At 50.1% G+C, this 17,546-nt stretch carries 16 protein-coding genes; 11 read left to right on the top strand and 5 right to left on the bottom strand.

The window, feature by feature from the left end; genetic code table 11:
* The first annotated feature begins 103 nt into the window (after positions 1-103).
* Positions 104-1,177: a M20 family metallo-hydrolase gene (locus M1L52_RS05245; protein WP_248613887.1), complete on the top strand. Its 1,074-nt coding sequence runs from the start codon at positions 104-106 to the stop codon at positions 1,175-1,177.
* Here M1L52_RS05245 and kbl read toward each other — a convergent pair.
* Positions 1,154-2,359, bottom strand: coding sequence for a glycine C-acetyltransferase (gene kbl, locus M1L52_RS05240; RefSeq protein ID WP_248613886.1), 1,206 nt, complete (start codon positions 2,357-2,359; stop codon positions 1,154-1,156). The genes M1L52_RS05245 and kbl overlap by 24 nt on opposite strands.
* 28 nt (positions 2,360-2,387) lie before the next feature.
* A complete protein-coding gene (locus tag M1L52_RS05235) occupies positions 2,388-3,041 on the bottom strand; it encodes a ribonuclease HII (RefSeq protein ID WP_248613885.1) in 654 nt (217 codons plus the stop codon).
* Between the two features lie 192 nt (positions 3,042-3,233).
* Between M1L52_RS05235 and M1L52_RS05230 the strand changes: the two genes are divergently transcribed.
* Positions 3,234-5,276, top strand: coding sequence for an ATP-binding protein (locus tag M1L52_RS05230; RefSeq protein WP_248613884.1), 2,043 nt, complete (start codon positions 3,234-3,236; stop codon positions 5,274-5,276).
* A gap of 18 nt (positions 5,277-5,294) precedes the next feature.
* On the opposite strand, the gene dgt is transcribed toward M1L52_RS05230, so the two are convergent.
* Complete coding sequence (dgt, locus tag M1L52_RS05225; RefSeq protein WP_248614576.1) at positions 5,295-6,662, bottom strand: dGTP triphosphohydrolase; 1,368 nt, start codon at positions 6,660-6,662, stop codon at positions 5,295-5,297.
* A gap of 234 nt (positions 6,663-6,896) precedes the next feature.
* Here dgt and efp point away from each other — a divergent pair, with 234 nt between their 5' ends.
* The 8 genes from efp to M1L52_RS05185 all read left to right on the top strand — a co-directional run bounded on the left by efp (position 6,897) and on the right by M1L52_RS05185 (position 15,376).
* Positions 6,897-7,463, top strand: a complete 567-nt coding sequence (efp, locus tag M1L52_RS05220; RefSeq protein ID WP_248613883.1) for an elongation factor P — start codon at positions 6,897-6,899, stop codon at positions 7,461-7,463.
* 1 nt (position 7,464) lies between these two features.
* A complete protein-coding gene (locus M1L52_RS05215; protein ID WP_248613882.1) occupies positions 7,465-8,592 on the top strand; it encodes a glycosyltransferase in 1,128 nt (375 codons plus the stop codon).
* A 143-nt stretch (positions 8,593-8,735) separates the two neighbouring features.
* Positions 8,736-9,422 carry a RadC family protein gene (gene radC / locus M1L52_RS05210; RefSeq protein ID WP_248613881.1) on the top strand — a complete coding sequence of 229 codons (687 nt, stop codon included), beginning with the start codon at positions 8,736-8,738 and terminating at the stop codon, positions 9,420-9,422.
* Positions 9,423-9,562: 140 nt separating this feature from the next.
* On the top strand, positions 9,563-11,704 hold the full coding sequence (locus M1L52_RS05205; protein ID WP_410896767.1) for a M3 family metallopeptidase: 2,142 nt from the start codon (positions 9,563-9,565) through the stop codon (positions 11,702-11,704).
* A gap of 43 nt (positions 11,705-11,747) precedes the next feature.
* Entirely contained in the window at positions 11,748-12,065 is a 318-nt protein-coding gene (locus tag M1L52_RS05200) for a metal-sulfur cluster assembly factor (RefSeq protein WP_248613880.1), read from the top strand.
* Between the two features lie 94 nt (positions 12,066-12,159).
* Positions 12,160-12,540, top strand: coding sequence for a four helix bundle protein (locus M1L52_RS05195; RefSeq protein WP_248613879.1), 381 nt, complete (start codon positions 12,160-12,162; stop codon positions 12,538-12,540).
* A gap of 39 nt (positions 12,541-12,579) precedes the next feature.
* Complete coding sequence (locus M1L52_RS05190; protein ID WP_248613878.1) at positions 12,580-13,344, top strand: UDP-2,3-diacylglucosamine diphosphatase; 765 nt, start codon at positions 12,580-12,582, stop codon at positions 13,342-13,344.
* A gap of 19 nt (positions 13,345-13,363) precedes the next feature.
* Positions 13,364-15,376 (top strand): AsmA family protein, encoded by a 2,013-nt coding sequence (locus tag M1L52_RS05185; RefSeq protein WP_248613877.1) that lies wholly within the window; start codon positions 13,364-13,366, stop codon positions 15,374-15,376.
* 8 nt (positions 15,377-15,384) lie between these two features.
* Here M1L52_RS05185 and M1L52_RS05180 read toward each other — a convergent pair whose 3' ends face one another.
* Together M1L52_RS05180 and rbfA are read right to left on the bottom strand one after the other, a co-directional pair.
* Complete coding sequence (locus M1L52_RS05180) at positions 15,385-16,614, bottom strand: FtsX-like permease family protein (RefSeq protein WP_248613876.1); 1,230 nt, start codon at positions 16,612-16,614, stop codon at positions 15,385-15,387.
* Between the two features lie 24 nt (positions 16,615-16,638).
* The gene (rbfA, locus tag M1L52_RS05175; RefSeq protein WP_248613875.1) at positions 16,639-16,974 is read right to left on the bottom strand and encodes a 30S ribosome-binding factor RbfA; all 336 of its coding nucleotides are present in this window, start codon (positions 16,972-16,974) and stop codon (positions 16,639-16,641) included.
* 227 nt (positions 16,975-17,201) lie between these two features.
* Between rbfA and M1L52_RS05170 the strand changes: the two genes are divergently transcribed.
* Complete coding sequence (locus M1L52_RS05170; protein WP_248613874.1) at positions 17,202-17,522, top strand: hypothetical protein; 321 nt, start codon at positions 17,202-17,204, stop codon at positions 17,520-17,522.
* Positions 17,523-17,546: the final 24 nt, after the last annotated feature.

Below are 17,546 nucleotides of genomic sequence, written 5' to 3'. Positions count from 1 at the left end.
GTGGTTCTATGTTCTTTTCGCCTGATTTTTGCCAAACGGTGTAGCTATTCATAGAATAATTATTACTTTTGCACGCAAATATTTGCAAAATCAGTTCTTGACTATGGACGAACTCACGAAACAGGCATGCGAGCTACTGGAGCGGCTCATTGCAACACCAAGCATAAGCCGTGAAGAGACGGCTGCGGCAGACCTGCTGTTCACACAGATGGAGCAGTGGGGGCTACAGCCTCAGCGCAAAGGCAACAACATATGGGCGCTGTCGCCCTACTTTGACGAGTTGCGACAGACCATTCTTCTCAACGCCCACATAGACACGGTGAAGCCTGTGGCAACGTGGACTAAAGACCCATTCACACCACAGTGGGAGGGCGACCGACTCTACGGACTGGGCGCCAACGACTGCGGTGGAGGACTGGTGTCGCTGCTTACAGTTTTTAGACTACAGGCAGAGGACTATAGACTACAGACTAGAGACTATAACCTGGTGTTTCTGGCTTCTTGTGAGGAAGAGGTGTCAGGAAAGAGCGGCATAGAGATGGTGCTGCCACTACTGCCACGAATTGACGTGGCCATAGTGGGAGAACCTACCGGCATGCAGCCAGCCGTGGCAGAGAAGGGACTAATGGTAATAGACGGCTATGCTCACGGGGTAAGCGGCCATGCGGCACGCAACGAAGGTGTGAACGCCATCTACGAGGCTCTCGACGACCTCGTGTGGTTGCGAGACTACCGTTTCGATAAAGTCAGTCCGCTGCTTGGTCCTACGAAGATGACCGTCACGGTGATAGAAGCCGGCACTCAGCACAACGTGGTGCCCGACACGCTGCATTTCATACTCGACGTGCGCACCAACGAGAACCATCGTAACGAGGATGTCTATGAGTTCCTGTGCAAGAACATGAAACACTGTGAGCTGAAGGCACGCTCCTTCCGTCTGCACTCTTCGGCCATAAGTCTTGACCACCCATTAATAAAGAGATGTGTAGCTATGGGTCTCAAGCCTTTTGGCTCGCCTACCCTGTCGGACCAGGCACTGATGTCGTTCCCATCGTTCAAGCTGGGACCAGGCGAAAGCAGCCGCTCTCACTCTGCCGACGAATATATCTGTCGCAGCGAGATAGCGGCCGCCATAGAGAAATACTTAGAGATTTTAGAGGTGAGAGGTAAGAGGTGAGAGCACTCCCAACTCACGTCCGACCTTTATGAATGCTGCTATGCAGCGGTCGAGCTGTTCGCGGTTGTGACCTGCTGAGATCTGTACACGTATGCGTGCCTGTCCCTTCGGTACCACGGGGTAGTAGAAGCCTGTGACATAGATGCCCTCGTCCTGCATCTTCGCGGCATAGACCTGCGAGAGCTTCGCATCATAGAGCATCACGGCGCAGATAGCACTCTGCGTGGGCTTGATATCGAAGCCGGCAGCCATCATCTTCTCGCGGAAATACTCCACGTTCTCTACCAGACGGTCGTGAATCTCATTGCTCTCGCCAAGCATCTTGAACACCTCGAGCGAGGCACCGATGATGGCTGGCGCGAGTGAGTTAGAGAACAGATAAGGACGTGAGCGCTGACGTAGCAGTTCGATTATCTCCTTGCGGCCGGTAGTGAAGCCGCCGAGGGCACCGCCAAATGATTTTCCAAGGGTACCCGTGTAGATGTCAACACGTCCGTAAGTGCCAAAGAACTCGCTGACGCCATGGCCTGTCTGTCCAACGACACCAGCCGAATGGCTCTCGTCAACCATCACCAGTGCGTCATATTTCTCTGCCAAGTCACAAATCTTATCCACTGGAGCCACGTTTCCGTCCATAGAGAACACACCGTCGGTAACGATAATGCGGAAGCGCTGTGCCTGAGCCTCCTGCAGACAGTGCTCCAGCTCCTCCATGTTAGCATTGGCATAACGGTAGCGCTTTGCCTTGCACAGGCGTACACCGTCAATGATGGAGGCGTGGTTCAGCGCATCGCTGATGATGGCATCCTCCTCGGTGAACAGCGGTTCGAACACGCCGCCGTTGGCATCGAAGCAAGCGGCATAGAGAATTGTGTCCTCGGTCTTGAAATAGTTAGAGATGGCCTGTTCCAGCTCCTTGTGTATGTCCTGCGTGCCACAGATGAAGCGCACGCTCGACATGCCGAAGCCTCGGCGGTCCATCATCTTCTTCGAGGCCTCGATAAGGCGCGGATGGTCACTAAGTCCTAAGTAGTTGTTGGCGCAGAAGTTAAGCACTTCTTTTCCGCCCACCTCGATGGCAGCGCGCTGTGGACTCTCTATAAGACGCTCTTGCTTGTAGAGTCCTGCCTCGCGAATCTCAGCGAGCGTCTTGCTGAGATGTTCTTTCATTTTTCCGTACATAGTTTTAGGGTTTTATAAGGGTTTCGTGTTATTTGAATTCCAGTTCCAGTTGTCCGTCGCCCAGCAGGTTGAACGTGCGGCGATGGTAGGGCGTGGTGCCATAGAGACGGATGGCCTCGCGGTGCTTCTTCGTGGGATAGCCCTTGTTCGACAGCCAGTCGTACTGCGGATATTCCTCTGCCAACTGGTTCATATAGTCGTCGCGGTAGGTCTTGGCTAAAATGGAGGCGGCAGCAATACTGAGATATTTGGCATCGCCCTTCACAATGGTGGTATGGGGAAGGGCGGTGGCGGATCGCTGGAGAGTGTCGGCGGCAATGCCGCTGACCACAGGACGATAGGGCTTAAAGCGGTTGCCATCAACAATAATGGCTTCAGGACGCACCGAAAGCTGGTCCAAGGCGCGGTGCATGGCCAGTATCGAAGCATTGAGGATGTTTATCTTGTCTATCTCCTTAGGACTGACTATGCCCACGGCCCACGCCACAGCATCGCGCTCTATCTCCGTGCGCAGCAAGTAACGGCGGCGCTCGGTGAGCTGTTTGGAGTCGTTGAGCATCTCGTTGTGATAGTCCGGTGGGAGTATGACGGCAGCCGCATAGACAGCACCTGCCAGACAGCCGCGACCGGCTTCGTCGCACCCCGCCTCAATCATGTTTTTATAGTAACAGTTTTTTAACATGAGGTTATAATCATTCGCTTTGTTTGCAAATGTAGTGAAATCCTACAAAATAACGAAAAGAATGAACAGCGAATTAAAAAATAATTTCATTTTTTTAATGAAGTTGTTTGTTTATTGTAATATTAACACTAACTTTGCAAAGTAGAATATACCTTAACTTTTTAATACATTATTCCAATAACTACCATAAAAATGATTACGCTTCTGAAAAAGTCGCTATTCTTCATCGTGTTCTTGTCTGTGTGTGCTGTTTCAGCTCATGCCGTTGACATGGACTCGCTGCTTATGAGGTTCAGCAAGCAGACAGATATGGAGAAGGCTAGAACCGGCTTTATTATATATAATGAGTACTACAAGCGAGGACAGATAGACAGCTCGCTCAGTTTTCTGGACAGTCTCATCAGCATCTACCAGCAGACAGACAGCTTGAACAAAGAGGCTTCTATGCGCTGGACGCGTGTGGCCATACTGAACAACTCAGCCCGCTTTGAGCAGCTGGAGCAGGAGGCCGTAATACAGATGGAGTGGTTTAAGAAACACGAGATGTGGGACCGCTTCTACCAGACATGGCAGCGCAAATGTTCAGCCCTCCACGACAGAGGCAAGGTGAAGATGGGACTACAAGAGTCGCACAAGATGTTCGATGATGCCACGAAGCGCGACAACAACATAGGCCGCGCCATGGCCTACAAGCAGATGGGCTTGTCCTACTATGACATGAAGCAGTATGAAGAGGCTTCCGATGCCTTCCTTCGCGGCATATCACTGATGGAGAACGAAGGTGAGAGACGCGGCATGACAAGCGGTTTCTATGACTTCCTGTGCAAGTCGTATGACAAGCTCAAAAAATACAATGAGGCCCTGGAGGTAAGCAATCGCTGGCTGGCCTATCTTAACGAAGTAAAGCAGCAGCGTGGAGCAGCAATGGTTGACGGCCCGCTTTGCTCGGCATATATCGCCCGCACATCGGCACTCCTCGGACTCAACCGCGACGAGCAGGCCAGGGAGGCACTTGACAGCGCAGAGATGCACATCAGGCTCTCGCCCAACGATCTGGGACTATACTATATCTACCTGTTCAAGGCTTCCAACAGTCTGCGGCAGAGTCATTATGCCGAGGCGCTGGCTTGGACAGACAGCATTGTCAAACTGGAGGATTTTGTTGACCATCAAGGCGACATGCTACGCGCCGAGGCACTGGTTCACCTTGGGCGTGCCGACGAGGCTGCCAGCCTCTACAAACAGATTCTCGCTGACAACGACTCCATTTATGGTCACGACATGCAGGTGCAGCTGAGCGAGATGAACACGCTGCTCCATGTTGACGAGCTGAAGATGCAGAGCAAGCTGCAGCAGTCACGCTTCATCATCGAGATTGGTGTGATTATCATCGTCATGCTCATACTGCTCTTCGTTGTCTATTATCACAGTGCACAGCGCCTGAAGAAAGAGCACCGGCTGTTACTTGACAGCTTAGATCAGCTGGAGCAATCGAACGCCGAGCTGACCATTGCCAACGCAAGGGCGGAAGAGTCGTCGAAGATGAAGACCGACTTCATTCAGCAGGTGAGCCACGAGATACGCACACCGCTCAATGTGCTGTCGGGCTTTGTACAAGTGGTCACCACACCAGGGATGACGCTTGACGAAGACACGAAGAAGGACATATCGAAACGCATAGTCACCAACACGAACCGCATCACCGAGCTTGTGAACAAGATGCTGGAACTCTCGGAAATCAACAGCCGCAGCGTCATAGACCGCACAGACACTGTATATGTGGCACAGCTGGCAGCACAGGCTGTATCACAGTCGTGCATAGAGGAACAGGAGGGACTGAACTTCGATATGAGCATCTCCAACGCTGCCGAGCAGACCATGCTGCTCACGCAAGAGAGTGCCGTGATTCGCATTCTTGTACTGATGCTCCATAATGCCCGCAAGTTTACGATGGACAACCACACAAAAATGATGCTGCCCAACGCCATGGCCCGACTGCTGGTAGATAGCGACGGGCGCAACGTAACATTCACTGTTGAGGATAATGGAAAGACTATTCCCGCAGAGGAGGCGGAGCACATCTTCGAGGAGTTTGTACAGTTGGATGAATATGCCGACGGAATGGGCATAGGTCTCACCGTAGCCCGTTCGCTGGCACGACGTCTGGGTGGCGACGTGACGCTTGACACAAGCTACAATCCTGGCGCACGCTTCGTGCTGACCCTGCCGCTGTAACAAGTTGACATCAAGAAGTCAGACTATAGGCAGCGATATTCCACAAATTTTCTGATATACATCGAGGGCGTAGACATCGGTCATTCCACTGATATAGTCGATGACCGCCATGACACGTGTCTCAAGGTCATCGCTGTTGATGTCATACTGGCTGCTGACGCGGCCTATTAGCTGCTGTGAGTAGTAGCGCTCAGGATGCTCGATGGCTTCAATCATCAGTTCCATCAGCGTAGCCATGATGCGATAACCGGACAGTTCCACATCAAGCACAGGACGACTGCGATAGATGCGTGCCTTGGAAATCTTTGTACACTGCTTGTAGGCATCGCGCTGAAGTGGAGAGATATGGTCAACGAGCGAGCCCTCGAAACGTCCTTCCAGAATGAGCTGTTCGTTTTCGATGAAGGTGTTCACGCACTCGTTCTCTAACCTGCCAATGACACAAGCGCGAAGATACTGCACCCGTTCGTTGTTATCGGTTATTTCCTCATCTACGATACGCTTCATGATATGCTTCTGAGTCTCTTCGTCGAAGAAGCTGAGCATCAGCTGAGATGTCTCTTCATAAGAGAGGATCTTCAGCTTGTGGGCATCCTCAAGGTCCATTATCTCATAGCAGATGTCGTCGGCAGCCTCAACGAGATATACCAGCGGATGACGGGCGAAACGCAGGTGAGAGGTGAGGGGCGAGAGGTGAGAGGTAAGAGGATTGTCTTCTTCTATTCTCAGTATTCCCAACTCTTCGGCAATGCGCTGATAGATAGGTGCCTCACTGTCGAAGAAGCCGAACTTGCCTTTCTTGCCGGCAACAGACGATGAGAAAGGATACTTCACTATTGAAGCCAGGGTGCTGTAGGTCATGACGAAGCCACCAGGACGACGGCCACAGAACTGGTGGGTCAACAGGCGGAAAGCATTGGCATTGCCCTCGAAATGGGTAATGTCATCCCAGAATATTGGCGACACCTTCTGTTGCAGATAGGCGCCCTTGCCCTCGGTGAAGAATGTCTGAATGGCCTTTTCACCTGAATGGCCGAACGGTGGGTTGCCCATGTCGTGAGCCAGACAAGCCGTTGCCACAATCTGACCTATCTCTGCCACCAGCGGACTGAGCTCTGAGCCATAGCGCTCATGCAGGTGCTGATAGACATCATTGCCCAAGGACATGCCCACAGAAGCTACCTCGAGCGAGTGGGTCAGGCGGTTGTGGACGAAGACGCTGCCCGGCAATGGGAACACCTGCGTCTTGTTCTGCAAACGGCGGAAAGGGGCCGAGAAAATCAGGCGGTCATAGTCGCGTTTAAACTCCGTGCGGTCATCATGGCGCTCAAGACGGCGATGCTCCTGACCGAGACGACAATTAGATATCAGTTGGTTCCAGTTCATCATAACAGCTGCAAAAGTAATGCTTTTCAACACAAAAACAAAAATTTATTTGTATTTTCGGAAAATTACAAAATAATTTGCATTTTCGCTCGCTTATTCGTACCTCTGAGCTTTGCTCGAAAGTACTTTCGCTCGGAAAATTGCAAATTTATTTGCATTTTCGCTCGCTTATTCGTACCTTTGCAGCCGCAAAGTACGCATTTATTATTTGTATATATACATTTTCAAGTTTTTATGATTAACTCACAAGACATTAAGAAGGGCACCGCCATTCGTATGGACGGCGCCATTTGGGTTTGCATCGACTTCCAGCACCGCAAGCCAGGTAAGGGAAACACCATCATGATTATCAAGTTGAAGAACGTCAGCGACGGCCGCGTGCTCGAGCGTCGTTTCAACATCGGTGAGAAACTGGAAGACGTCATCATCGAGCGTCGCCCATACCAGTATCTCTACGAGGACCAGTCAGGCCGTATCTTCATGAATCAGGAGACCTTCGAGCAGATTCCCATCGACAACGAGCTCGTTATCGGTCATGAGTACATGAAGGAGAGCGACATCGTGGAGGTTGTTTCTGACACCACCGACGGCACTATCCTCTACGCTGAGATGCCTGTGAAGACCATTCTCCGCGTTACACACTCTGAGCCCGGCATCAAGGGCGACACCGCTACCAACACTCTGAAGCCAGCTACACTTGAGACAGGCGTTGAAGTGCGTGTTCCTCTGTTCATCAACGAGGGCGACCTCATCCAGGTTGACACTCGCGACGGCAGCTACCTCGCTCGCGCTAAAGAATAATATGAAATACAGCATCATCGTTCCGGTCTTCAATCGTCCTGATGAAGTTGATGAGCTCTTAGAGAGTCTCTGTCAGCAGGAGGTAAAGGATTTTGAAGTCATCATCGTTGAAGACGGATCGAGCATACCATGCAAGGATGTCTGCGACAAGTACGCAGGCATCCTTGATTTGCATTATTACTTTAAGGAGAATAGCGGCCCAGGACAGAGCCGCAACTACGGTGCCGAGCGCGCCAACGGCGACTGGCTCATTGTGCTCGACTCTGACGTTGTGCTACCCGAAGATTATCTACATGCCGTAGATGAAAGATTAAAAATGAAAAATGAAAGATATGATTACACCTGCGGTAAAGAACCCGACAGCAAAACCGACCATATCTCTCATCTATCATCTATCATCTCAAGCATCGACGCCTGGGGCGGTCCCGACGCCTCTCACCCGTCGTTCACCCCTATCCAGAAAGCCATCTCTTACAGCATGACCTCATTCTTTACCACTGGCGGCATTCGCGGTGGCAAAGGAAAAAAGCTCGACAAGTTCTTCCCACGTTCCTATAACATGGGCATCCGTCGTGAGGTCTATCAGGAACTGGGCGGTTTTTCGAAGATGCGCTTTGGCGAGGACATCGACTTCTCCTATCGCATAGTCGAGGCAGGCTATAAGACAGCCCTTATCCCCGAGGCGTGGGTATGGCACAAGCGCCGCACTGACTTCCGTAAGTTCTTCCGCCAGGTGAGCAACAGCGGTCGCGCCCGCATAAACCTGGAGAAGCGCCACCCGGGCACCATGAAGCTTGTTCACCTGTTGCCCACCGTCTTCACACTTGGCGTCATTGGCTTGCTGTTGTGCACAGCCATCCTACTCTTCCTGGCTCCCTGCTTGTCGCTCCTGGCACTATCACCTATTATATTATATAGTCTCATTATCTGTATCGACTCCAGCATTCTCAATAAGAGTCTTTGGGTAGGTGTTCTCAGCATCCCTGCTGCCTTTGTTCAGCTCATGGGCTACGGCCTCGGTTTCATAGAGCAATGGTGGAAACGCTGCGTCTTGAAGCAGCCGGAAGCACTACCTGCCGACCTCTCAGAGGCAGAACGCCAAGCTTTGGAAAAGAAGTTCTATAAGTAGATACACGACACAAAATAAAAACACGAGCAAAATAGAAATGCATGTTTTGCTCGTGTTTTTTGTTTTAAATCAACATAATAGTTGGTGTTTCAATTTTTATTCGTAATTTTGTCGCCATGATGAGAAATGACGAAGAAAAAACGATGACGAAGCTGAACATTAACCAATGGGCAGAGGAAGACCGTCCGCGCGAAAAGATGGAGCGGCTGGGGGCACAGTCGCTCAGCGACGCAGAGTTGTTGGCAATACTCGTCGGCTCTGGATCAACAAAGGAGGATGCTGTCAGCTTGATGAAACGACTGCTGGGCGACTGCAACAACAACCTGAACACGCTGGGCAAGAAGACCATTCACGACCTGTGCCAGTATAACGGCATAGGACCAGCGAAGGCCATAACCATCATGGCTGCCTGCGAACTGGGCAAGCGTCGCCAGATGGAGAAGCCTGAGGAACGCCCTGAGCTGACCACAGCCACTCGCATTTATAACCACATGCACCCACTGATGCAAGACCTCGACACAGAGGAGTTCTGGGTGCTATACCTGAACCAGAGTCAGCGACTTATCAAGAAACAGCGAATAGCACGCGGTGGCATATCAGAGGTGAGCGTGGATGTGCGCATAATAATCCGCGAGGCTGTGCTCTGCAACGCCACAATCGTTGTGGCATGCCACAACCACCCTTCGGGCAACATCATGCCCAGCAAGGCTGACAACGACCTGACAAAAAGTCTCCTGCAGGCCTGCAACCTGATGCGCCTAAAGTTCATGGACCACGTCATCGTTGCCGATGGACAGTACTACTCTTATCATGAGAGTGGGAGAATATGAGAGGTGGAAAGTAGCGTTTGGTAAGAATACTAAGAGCGTTTGGTAAGAACGCTTCGAGTGTTTGGTAAGAACGCTATTGTAAAGCCGTATAAGAGGCAAGAGGTTAGAGGTTAGAAAATAAAACTATAATAATAAGAAATATGAAGTTGACAAAAAACATTATGACACTTGTTATCACATCAGCCATGATGATGCCGTTTAGCGCCTGTCAGAAAGAACAGCGCGAGAACCCACTGTTGCAAGAGAGCGCCCTACCCTATGGTGCTCCAGACTTCAGCCAGATAAAGACAGAGGACTATCTGCCTGCCTTCGAGGCTGCCATAGAGCAGAGACGCGAAGGCATAAAGAAGATTACCGAATCAGCTGACTCAGCTACGTTTGAAAACACCATCCTCGCCTACGAGGAGAGCGGACGACTGCTCGACCGCGTAAGCCGTGTGTTCTTCTCCATTGTTGAGGCCGACAAGACTCCTGAGATTGGCGAGATAGAGAAGAAAGTGCAGCCCATGCTTACCGACCTTGAGAACGAGATTGCCTTCAACATGTCTCTCTTCGAGCGCATAAAGAAGGTATATGACAACGAATATGAGTCGCTGCAGGGCGAAGAAAAAAAGCTGACAGAGGAGATATACAAGGAGTTCGTACGCAATGGTGCCCTCCTGCCAGAAAACAAGATGGCTCGCATGAAGGAGATAAACATGCGAATCTCTGAGCTGCAGCAACAGTGGGGCGACCAGCTGCCTGCTGCTACCAACGATGCCGTGGTGTGGGTTGATAAGAAGGAGGACCTCGCAGGACTCTCAGAGGCTGACATTGCCCAGTGCCAGAAGGATGCAGAGAGCCGTGGAAGCAAGGCACCATACGCCATAGTGATAGTAAACACCACACAGCAGGCCATACTGGCAAGCCTCGACAACCGCGAGTTGAGAAAAAAGGTGTTCGAGTCATCAATACACCGCGCCGACGGAACAAACAATCACAACACCTTTGCCATTGTCAGCGAGATGGCGAAACTGCGTGCTGAGAAGGCAGAAATCATGGGATTCCCCACATACGCCGCCTACTCACTGGACAACACCATGGCGAAGACTCCAGAGAATGTCTATGCTTTCCTGAAGAACCTCATTGCGCAATACACCCCGAAGGCCGATGCTGAGACAAAAGCCATCGAGGCCTTTGCCCATGATGCTTCTCTAACCTCTAACCCCTTGCCTCTCACCTCGAGCCTCGAACCCTACGACCGCTTCTACTATTCTGCAAAGATGAAGAAAGAGAAACTGAACATCTCTGAGGATGAGGTGAAGCCTTACTTCAATGTGGACAGCGTGCTCATCAACGGTGTGTTCTATGCTGCCAACCGCGTCTATGGACTCTCGTTCAAGGAGCGCACCGATATTCCCACCTATCATCCTGACATGAAGGTCTTTGAGGTTATAGACAAGGACGGCAAGACAAAGGCGCTGTTCTACACCGACTACTTCCGTCGCCCAACTAAGCGAGGCGGCGCATGGATGGACAATTTCATTGAGCAGAGCAACTACTGGAACCAGATGCCAATAGTCTTCAATGTATGCAACAGTGCAAAGGCACCTGAAGGAAAGCCATCGCTACTCACATGGGACGAGGTGACAACAATGTTCCATGAGTTCGGTCATGCCTTGCACAGCATCCTCTCCAACTGTAAGTATCAGAAGCTCGCAGGTACTAACGTAGCCCGCGACTTCGTGGAGATGCCATCACAGTTCAACGAGTCGTTTGCTTCTATACCAGAGATCTTCGATAACTACGCACGCCACTGCGAGACAGGCGAGGCCATGCCAGCCGACCTGAAGGAGCGCATGCTCAACAGCATAAACTTCCACTCTGCCTATGCTCTTGGTGAGAACCTTGCAGCCACATGCCTTGACCTGGCATGGCACATGCTGTCATCGAAAGAGGTGCCATCAGCAGAGGATGCCGCAAAGTTCGAGACTGAGGCCCTACGCAAGATTGGACTGCTGAACAACCAGATTCCACCACGCTACAGCACCAGCTATTTCAACCATGTGTGGGGCGGTGGCTATGCTGCCGGCTACTATAGCTATCTGTGGACGGAGGTGCTGGCAGTAAACATTGCCGATGTATTCGCACAGCGCGGAGCACTGAACCCTCAGACAGGTCAGGACATGCGCGACAAGATTCTCAGCCGCGGTAATACGGGCGACCTGATGCAGATGTTCACTGACTTCACAGGCATGCAACAGCCAGACGCCACAGGTCTGCTCAAGGCAAGAGGACTGTGAAAGTGAAGAGTGAAAAGTGAAGAATTAATATAATAGTTGTGTTATGACACAAGAAGAGAAAACACTGATAGAAGAGCGCATCGTTGATGTGCTGAAGACGGTTTACGACCCTGAGATACCTGTTGACATCTACGAGCTTGGCATGATATACAAAATAGATGTCAAGGACGATGCCACCGTTGACATAGACATGACATTCACTGCCCCCAACTGTCCCGCTGCCGACTTCATCCTCGAAGACGTGCATACGAAGGTGGAGAGCGTGGATGGCGTCAAGACAGCTAACATCAACCTCGTCTTCGAACCAGCATGGGATCAAAGCATGATGAGCGAAGAAGCAAGAATTGAATTAGGCTTTTGAGCCTAATTCAAGATGAGAGATGAAAGATGAAAGATATGATTAGTTCTGCTTTTATCAAGATAAAATATGATAAACAAATTATTATATAAATAGCATGAAAAGAGAGCCAAATATATTATTAGAGAAATCTGACGCTTTTTCTGCTAGAATAATAAAAATGTATCAATATCTGAAAGATTATAAAAGAGAGAGTATTATGTCCAAACAAGTGTTAAGAAGCGGAACGAGTATAGGTGCAAATCTTTCTGAAAGCAAAAATGCACAGAGTACTCCTGACTATTTGAGCAAACAGAATATTGCTCTTAAAGAAGCCGATGAAACTCTCTTTTGGCTTAAAAAGCTTTACGAAGGGGGGTACTTGAATGATAAAGAGTATAATTCCATCAACCAAGACTGTACTGAGTTAGTAAAAATGCTGGTAACTTCAGTGAAGACCTTGAAAAGAAAAATGGGAATAACAGAACTCCAGAACTAATCATATCTATCATCTTTCATCTATCATCTAAAAAATTTTATGAAACCGATTTTTTTCCTTTCCGACGCTCACCTTGGCTCACTTGCCATTCAGCACCGCAGGATGCAGGAGCGACGCCTGGTGCGCTTCCTTGACGACATAAAAGACAAGGCGCAGGCAGTGTATCTGCTCGGCGACATGTTCGACTTCTGGTACGAATATAAATATGTGGTGCCGAAAGGCTTCACCCGATTCTTAGGTAAGCTGTCGGAGCTTACCGACATGGGTGTGGAGGTGCACTACTTCACTGGCAACCATGACATATGGGCATACTCGTATCTGGCAGACGAATGTGGCGTCACGCTCCACAAGAAGCCAGAGACGGTAGAGCTCTACGGAAAAGTGTTCTATCTCGCCCACGGCGACGGACTCGGCGACCCGAACAAGAGCTTCAAAATCATTAAAAGCATCTTCCACAACAAGACATGCCAGGTGCTCTTCTCTGCACTGCACCCACGATGGGCCATGTGGTTCGGGCTGAACTGGGCCAAGCACTCACGCATGAAGCGTCCTGACGGCGAGGAGCCTCCCTACATGGGCGAGAACCGCGAACATCTGGTGCTCTATACAAAGAAGTATATCGAGTCACACAACGACATTGACTATTTCATCTACGGACATCGCCACATAGAGGTAGACCTGCAGCTCTCGAAGAAGTCGCGCATGATAATACTCGGCGACTGGATAAGTCACTTCAGCTATGTGGTATGGGACGGACAGCATCTGTTCATGTCACAATATATCGAAGGCGAGACAAAGTTATAAAAATAAAGGCACATCTTCTATGAGGAAAATCGTCGTACGCATCTTTGCCATCATAGGCGCCATTGCCACAACAGTGATCATAATCGTTGTGGTGGGCGGACTGTTGCTCAACACCCAGTCTATACAGAACAAGCTGCTGAAGAAATCTACCGCCATGCTGTCGGAGAAGCTCAACACTGCCGTTGACATAGACAGTGTGAGCATAGACCTGCTGACACAGGACATCCACTTCAACGGCGTGTATATTGAAGACCAGCAACAGTACAAGATGCTACAGATAGACGAGATGAAGGTGAGCCTTGACCTGTTCCAACTGGCTCAGAACAAGGTGAAGGTACAGTCGGCAAAGATCTCGGGTCTGGAAGCTGAGCTTTACAAGCTCTCGCCCGACGACCCGCTGAACCTACAGTTCATCATTGATGCCTTCAAGAAAGACAAGAAGAACGAGAAGGCTGCCGCAGAGATAGAGGAAGAGATGAAGAAAAACAAAAAGCTCGAACTCGACATCGACGAACTGGACCTCAGCAACATAAAGGTGAAATACAACGACCTGGAGGCACAGTTCGAAAAGCTGGACTATCACACTCAGCTAAATGGCGAGAAGAAAGGTGTGCTGCGCGGACTGAAGACCACATGGAAGCGACAGACGAAGAAGGGAATGGAAGACTGCGAGGCAAGCATAGACCTCGTGAACTATACACAGAGAGGCGACAAGCATGAGGCCTTTGTCCACGGACTGCACTTCGCCAACGACAATCACCTGCCACGTAAGAATACTGGCAGACCGAAGCGAGGGGCGTTTGATGTAGGACATATAGACATGACTGCCGACCTGCAGGTGTTCATTGACATGCTACAGAAAGACTCCATCATTGCCACGGTAAGGAATTTCAAGGGCACTGACTCCATAGCCGGCATAAACATCACCGACCTGTCGTTCAAAGTAAACACAAACAAGAAACAGGCCCACCTTACCGACATCATAGTTAAGCTCGACAGCACAGTACTCGAGATACCGAAAGCCTCCATACAGCTGCCAAGCAAGAAAGAAGGAAGGGAGCTGACCTATTCAACATCGACCTTCAACGGATATGTGATGCTTAAGGATATCGCCAAGCCGTTTGCACCTGTGCTCTCAAAGTTCGATGTCCCACTGACCCTCAACGCGAAGATGCGCGGCAACGACGACTCAATGGCTTTCTCAGACATCATAATAGCCACACTTGACAAGAAGCTGAAGATTGCTGCCTATGGCGGCATCATCAACCTGAGAGACAAATATAAACTGCAGGTGCGCTTCCATATCAGTAACATGACGGCAAAAGGTAGTGTCAAGGAAGAAATAATAAACCAGTTCCCCGTCAAGAAGCTCATGATGAAACAGCTGCACACCCTTGGCACTATAAACTATCAGGGCGACATGGCTGTACTATGGAAGAAGGAGGCGTTCAACGGAAAGCTATACACTGAGCAAGGCAACGTGGACTTCAATTTTGCTATCGACGAAGCCAACAAATACCTCAATGGCACGCTGAAGACAAACAGTCTCGAGCTCGGTCATGTGTTTGCCGTGGATGATCTGGGGCCTGTAGGATGCGAAGCGGACTTTAACTTCGACATCTCCAAGCCGCGAACAGCACTCATGCGTAAGCAGAAAGGCGGCAAGCTGCCTATAGGACAGGTGAAGGCAACAGTCAACGAAGGCAGCTACAAGAAGCTCAAAGTAAAGAATCTGCTTGCCGACATACAGAGCGACGGTGCCGTGGCTGATGGTAAGCTGACGCTGAAAGGTCGTCATACCGACATCATCTGTAACTTCTCATACATGAGCACTGACTCGGTGAAGAACAAGCTGAAGGTAAGGCCTGGCATAAGGTTCCACGGACTCTCCGAGGAAGATAAGCAGGCAAAGGCTGAGGCAAAGGCAAAGAAGAAACAGGAGAAAGCCGAGGCTAAAGCCCTGCGCAAACAGGAGAAAGAAGAGCGCAAGCGCAAAAAGGCAGAGGAGAAAGCAGCTCAAAAAGCTGCTTAAAAAGTCTGTTATTTCAGCAATCGGCGCGAGAAGTAGCGCACAGGATACCACACCGAGAGGAATCCTACCACCACTACGGTGAAGAACACCAGTATCACGTCAGTGGGATGAACGCTCACCGGATAGGAGTCAACGATGAACGAGCCTGCACTGCTGCCAAGGGCAATGATGCCAAACGTCTGCTGCATCCAGCATAGCAACAATCCTACGGCTATGCCGATGACTGCTCCCATCATCGATATCAGTCTGCCCTCAAAGAGAAACACCTGGGTTATCTGTTTCTCCGTGGCACCGAGGTTACGCAGCGTCACCACATCATCGCGCTTGTCAACGATAAGCATAGACAGCGAACCGATGATATTGAAACAAGCCACCACAAGAATAAATGTAAGGAAGATGTAAGCCATCAGCTTCTCAATCTTCATTATGCGGAACGTGTCGTCTTGCTGCTCGTAGCGATCCTTGACATAAAACCGTCCTGCAGCAATTTCCTCAATCTTTCGCTTCACGGCATCGAAGTTACTGCCGCTCTTCAGTCGGAGCTCCAACGACGACACCATGCCCTGCTGGTCGAACAGCTGACGCGCAAAGGCTATCGGGGCTATGACATAGTTACGGTCATACTTCGCCTGCATCACAGAGAAGAGCACTCCTGGCGAATAAAGCTCATCAGAGATAAAACCGTCGGCAGGGTCACCCATAGCCAGCTGTCCTTCGCGACGCGGAGCATAGACCATGAGCGGCTCATTGAATCGGTAGCCAGTACCCAGTCTCTCAGCCAGTCCAATGCCAAGAATGCCGTAGCTGAGGTCGGCAGCATGAAGCTCAAACGTGCCATCGCCATAGAGAATCTCACGGATATGTGTCAGCTGGTCAAAGTTATCATCAACACCTTTCAGCGTCACCACCGCCTGACGACCGTGAAAGGCCACCAAAGCCATATCCTCCACACACTCTGTTGACACTTCCACCTCGGGCAGCTCACGTATAACCGTCAACGTGGAATCGTCGGCAGCCACGGTCTTGCCCTCACACGGTGTTACCTCTATCTGTGGGTCAAAGGCGGTAAAGAGCGATGCCACAAGGTCGCTGAAACCATTGAACACCGACAGCGTCACCACCAGTGCCATGGTAGCCACAGCAACGCCAATGACGCTGATGCCGCTGATGACATTGATAACGTTTGTCGACTTCTTTGAGAAGAGGTATCGTCGTGCTATGAAAAACGGGAAGTTCATCTTCCAGAGGTAAAAGGTGAGAGGTTATTTTCCCAACAGTTCGTCTATGCGGTCAATATAGTCGAGCGAGTCGTCAATGAAGAATCGCAGTTCGGGCACTATACGCAGCTGATGGCGCACGCGTTGTCCCAGTGCGAAGCGTATCTGCTGTGTGCTACGCTCAATGTTCTTCAGCAACTCTTCACCACGTTCTGACGGGAAAATGCTAAGGTAGGCAGTGCAGATGCTGAGGTCGGGCGACACCTTTGCGCGGGTTACGCTAACCATCACTCCGTGCATGCTGCGCGTCTGCTCCTGGAATATCATGCTCAGCTCCTTCTGTAGCAGCCTTGCTATCTTGTTTTGTCTTGTTTCCTGCATATTATTCTTCTATCTATTTATAAATCAGCTGCAAAGGTACGAATAAGCGAGCAAAAAGCCAAAAAGTTTTTTGAGCTTTTTCGAGCGAGAGTACCTTAGACGAAGTCAGAGGTACGATTAAGTGAGGAAAAAAGCAAATTATTTGCAATGTTTCCTTTGCCGTTTCACAAATAATCCTTATCTTTACCGCGCACCATCTTGGTGCACGGACATTTTATTTAACATTTATGATGGAAGAAAAGAAATATCCCATAATTGAAGAAGAGGACGGCAGTTGCATGACTGCCTCTGAGCCTGCGGTGGCGTATGCTACGCAAGACAAGAATTCTTCTGATATCGAATATATGGATGAGGAAACCGAGAATATTGACAGAACACCTCTCGGTATGTTTGGTTTCTATACCGATGACCCAGAGGTTTTTGAGCAAAGAGTTGCGGAGATGGAGGCCGATATGGATGAGATAGATGCAGGTATAGAAGACCCCAAGAAATGGATTCAGATTGATGATTTTTGGGCTGCTATGAGAAAGGAACATCCATGGCTGTAATCAAATGGCGGAAGCAAGCATGGT

Origin of the sequence: Prevotella sp. E13-27, from assembly GCF_023217965.1 — a bacterium.
Taxonomy (GTDB): domain Bacteria; phylum Bacteroidota; class Bacteroidia; order Bacteroidales; family Bacteroidaceae; genus Prevotella.
This window is presented reverse-complemented; position numbering and strand designations above follow the sequence as displayed.

Coding starts and splice junctions, on each gene's coding strand:
- dgt (WP_248614576.1), bottom strand. CDS start 6,662: ATGAACTGGAACCAACTGATATCTAATTGTCGTCTCGGTCAGGAGCAT.
- M1L52_RS05205 (WP_410896767.1), top strand. CDS start 9,563: ATGAAGTTGACAAAAAACATTATGACACTTGTTATCACATCAGCCATG.
- M1L52_RS05235 (WP_248613885.1), bottom strand. CDS start 3,041: ATGTTAAAAAACTGTTACTATAAAAACATGATTGAGGCGGGGTGCGAC.
- M1L52_RS05245 (WP_248613887.1), top strand. CDS start 104: ATGGACGAACTCACGAAACAGGCATGCGAGCTACTGGAGCGGCTCATT.
- kbl (WP_248613886.1), bottom strand. CDS start 2,359: ATGTACGGAAAAATGAAAGAACATCTCAGCAAGACGCTCGCTGAGATT.
- M1L52_RS05195 (WP_248613879.1), top strand. CDS start 12,160: ATGAAAAGAGAGCCAAATATATTATTAGAGAAATCTGACGCTTTTTCT.
- M1L52_RS05190 (WP_248613878.1), top strand. CDS start 12,580: ATGAAACCGATTTTTTTCCTTTCCGACGCTCACCTTGGCTCACTTGCC.
- radC (WP_248613881.1), top strand. CDS start 8,736: ATGACGAAGCTGAACATTAACCAATGGGCAGAGGAAGACCGTCCGCGC.
- M1L52_RS05215 (WP_248613882.1), top strand. CDS start 7,465: ATGAAATACAGCATCATCGTTCCGGTCTTCAATCGTCCTGATGAAGTT.
- M1L52_RS05180 (WP_248613876.1), bottom strand. CDS start 16,614: ATGAACTTCCCGTTTTTCATAGCACGACGATACCTCTTCTCAAAGAAG.
- M1L52_RS05170 (WP_248613874.1), top strand. CDS start 17,202: ATGATGGAAGAAAAGAAATATCCCATAATTGAAGAAGAGGACGGCAGT.
- M1L52_RS05230 (WP_248613884.1), top strand. CDS start 3,234: ATGATTACGCTTCTGAAAAAGTCGCTATTCTTCATCGTGTTCTTGTCT.
- efp (WP_248613883.1), top strand. CDS start 6,897: ATGATTAACTCACAAGACATTAAGAAGGGCACCGCCATTCGTATGGAC.
- M1L52_RS05200 (WP_248613880.1), top strand. CDS start 11,748: ATGACACAAGAAGAGAAAACACTGATAGAAGAGCGCATCGTTGATGTG.
- rbfA (WP_248613875.1), bottom strand. CDS start 16,974: ATGCAGGAAACAAGACAAAACAAGATAGCAAGGCTGCTACAGAAGGAG.
- M1L52_RS05185 (WP_248613877.1), top strand. CDS start 13,364: ATGAGGAAAATCGTCGTACGCATCTTTGCCATCATAGGCGCCATTGCC.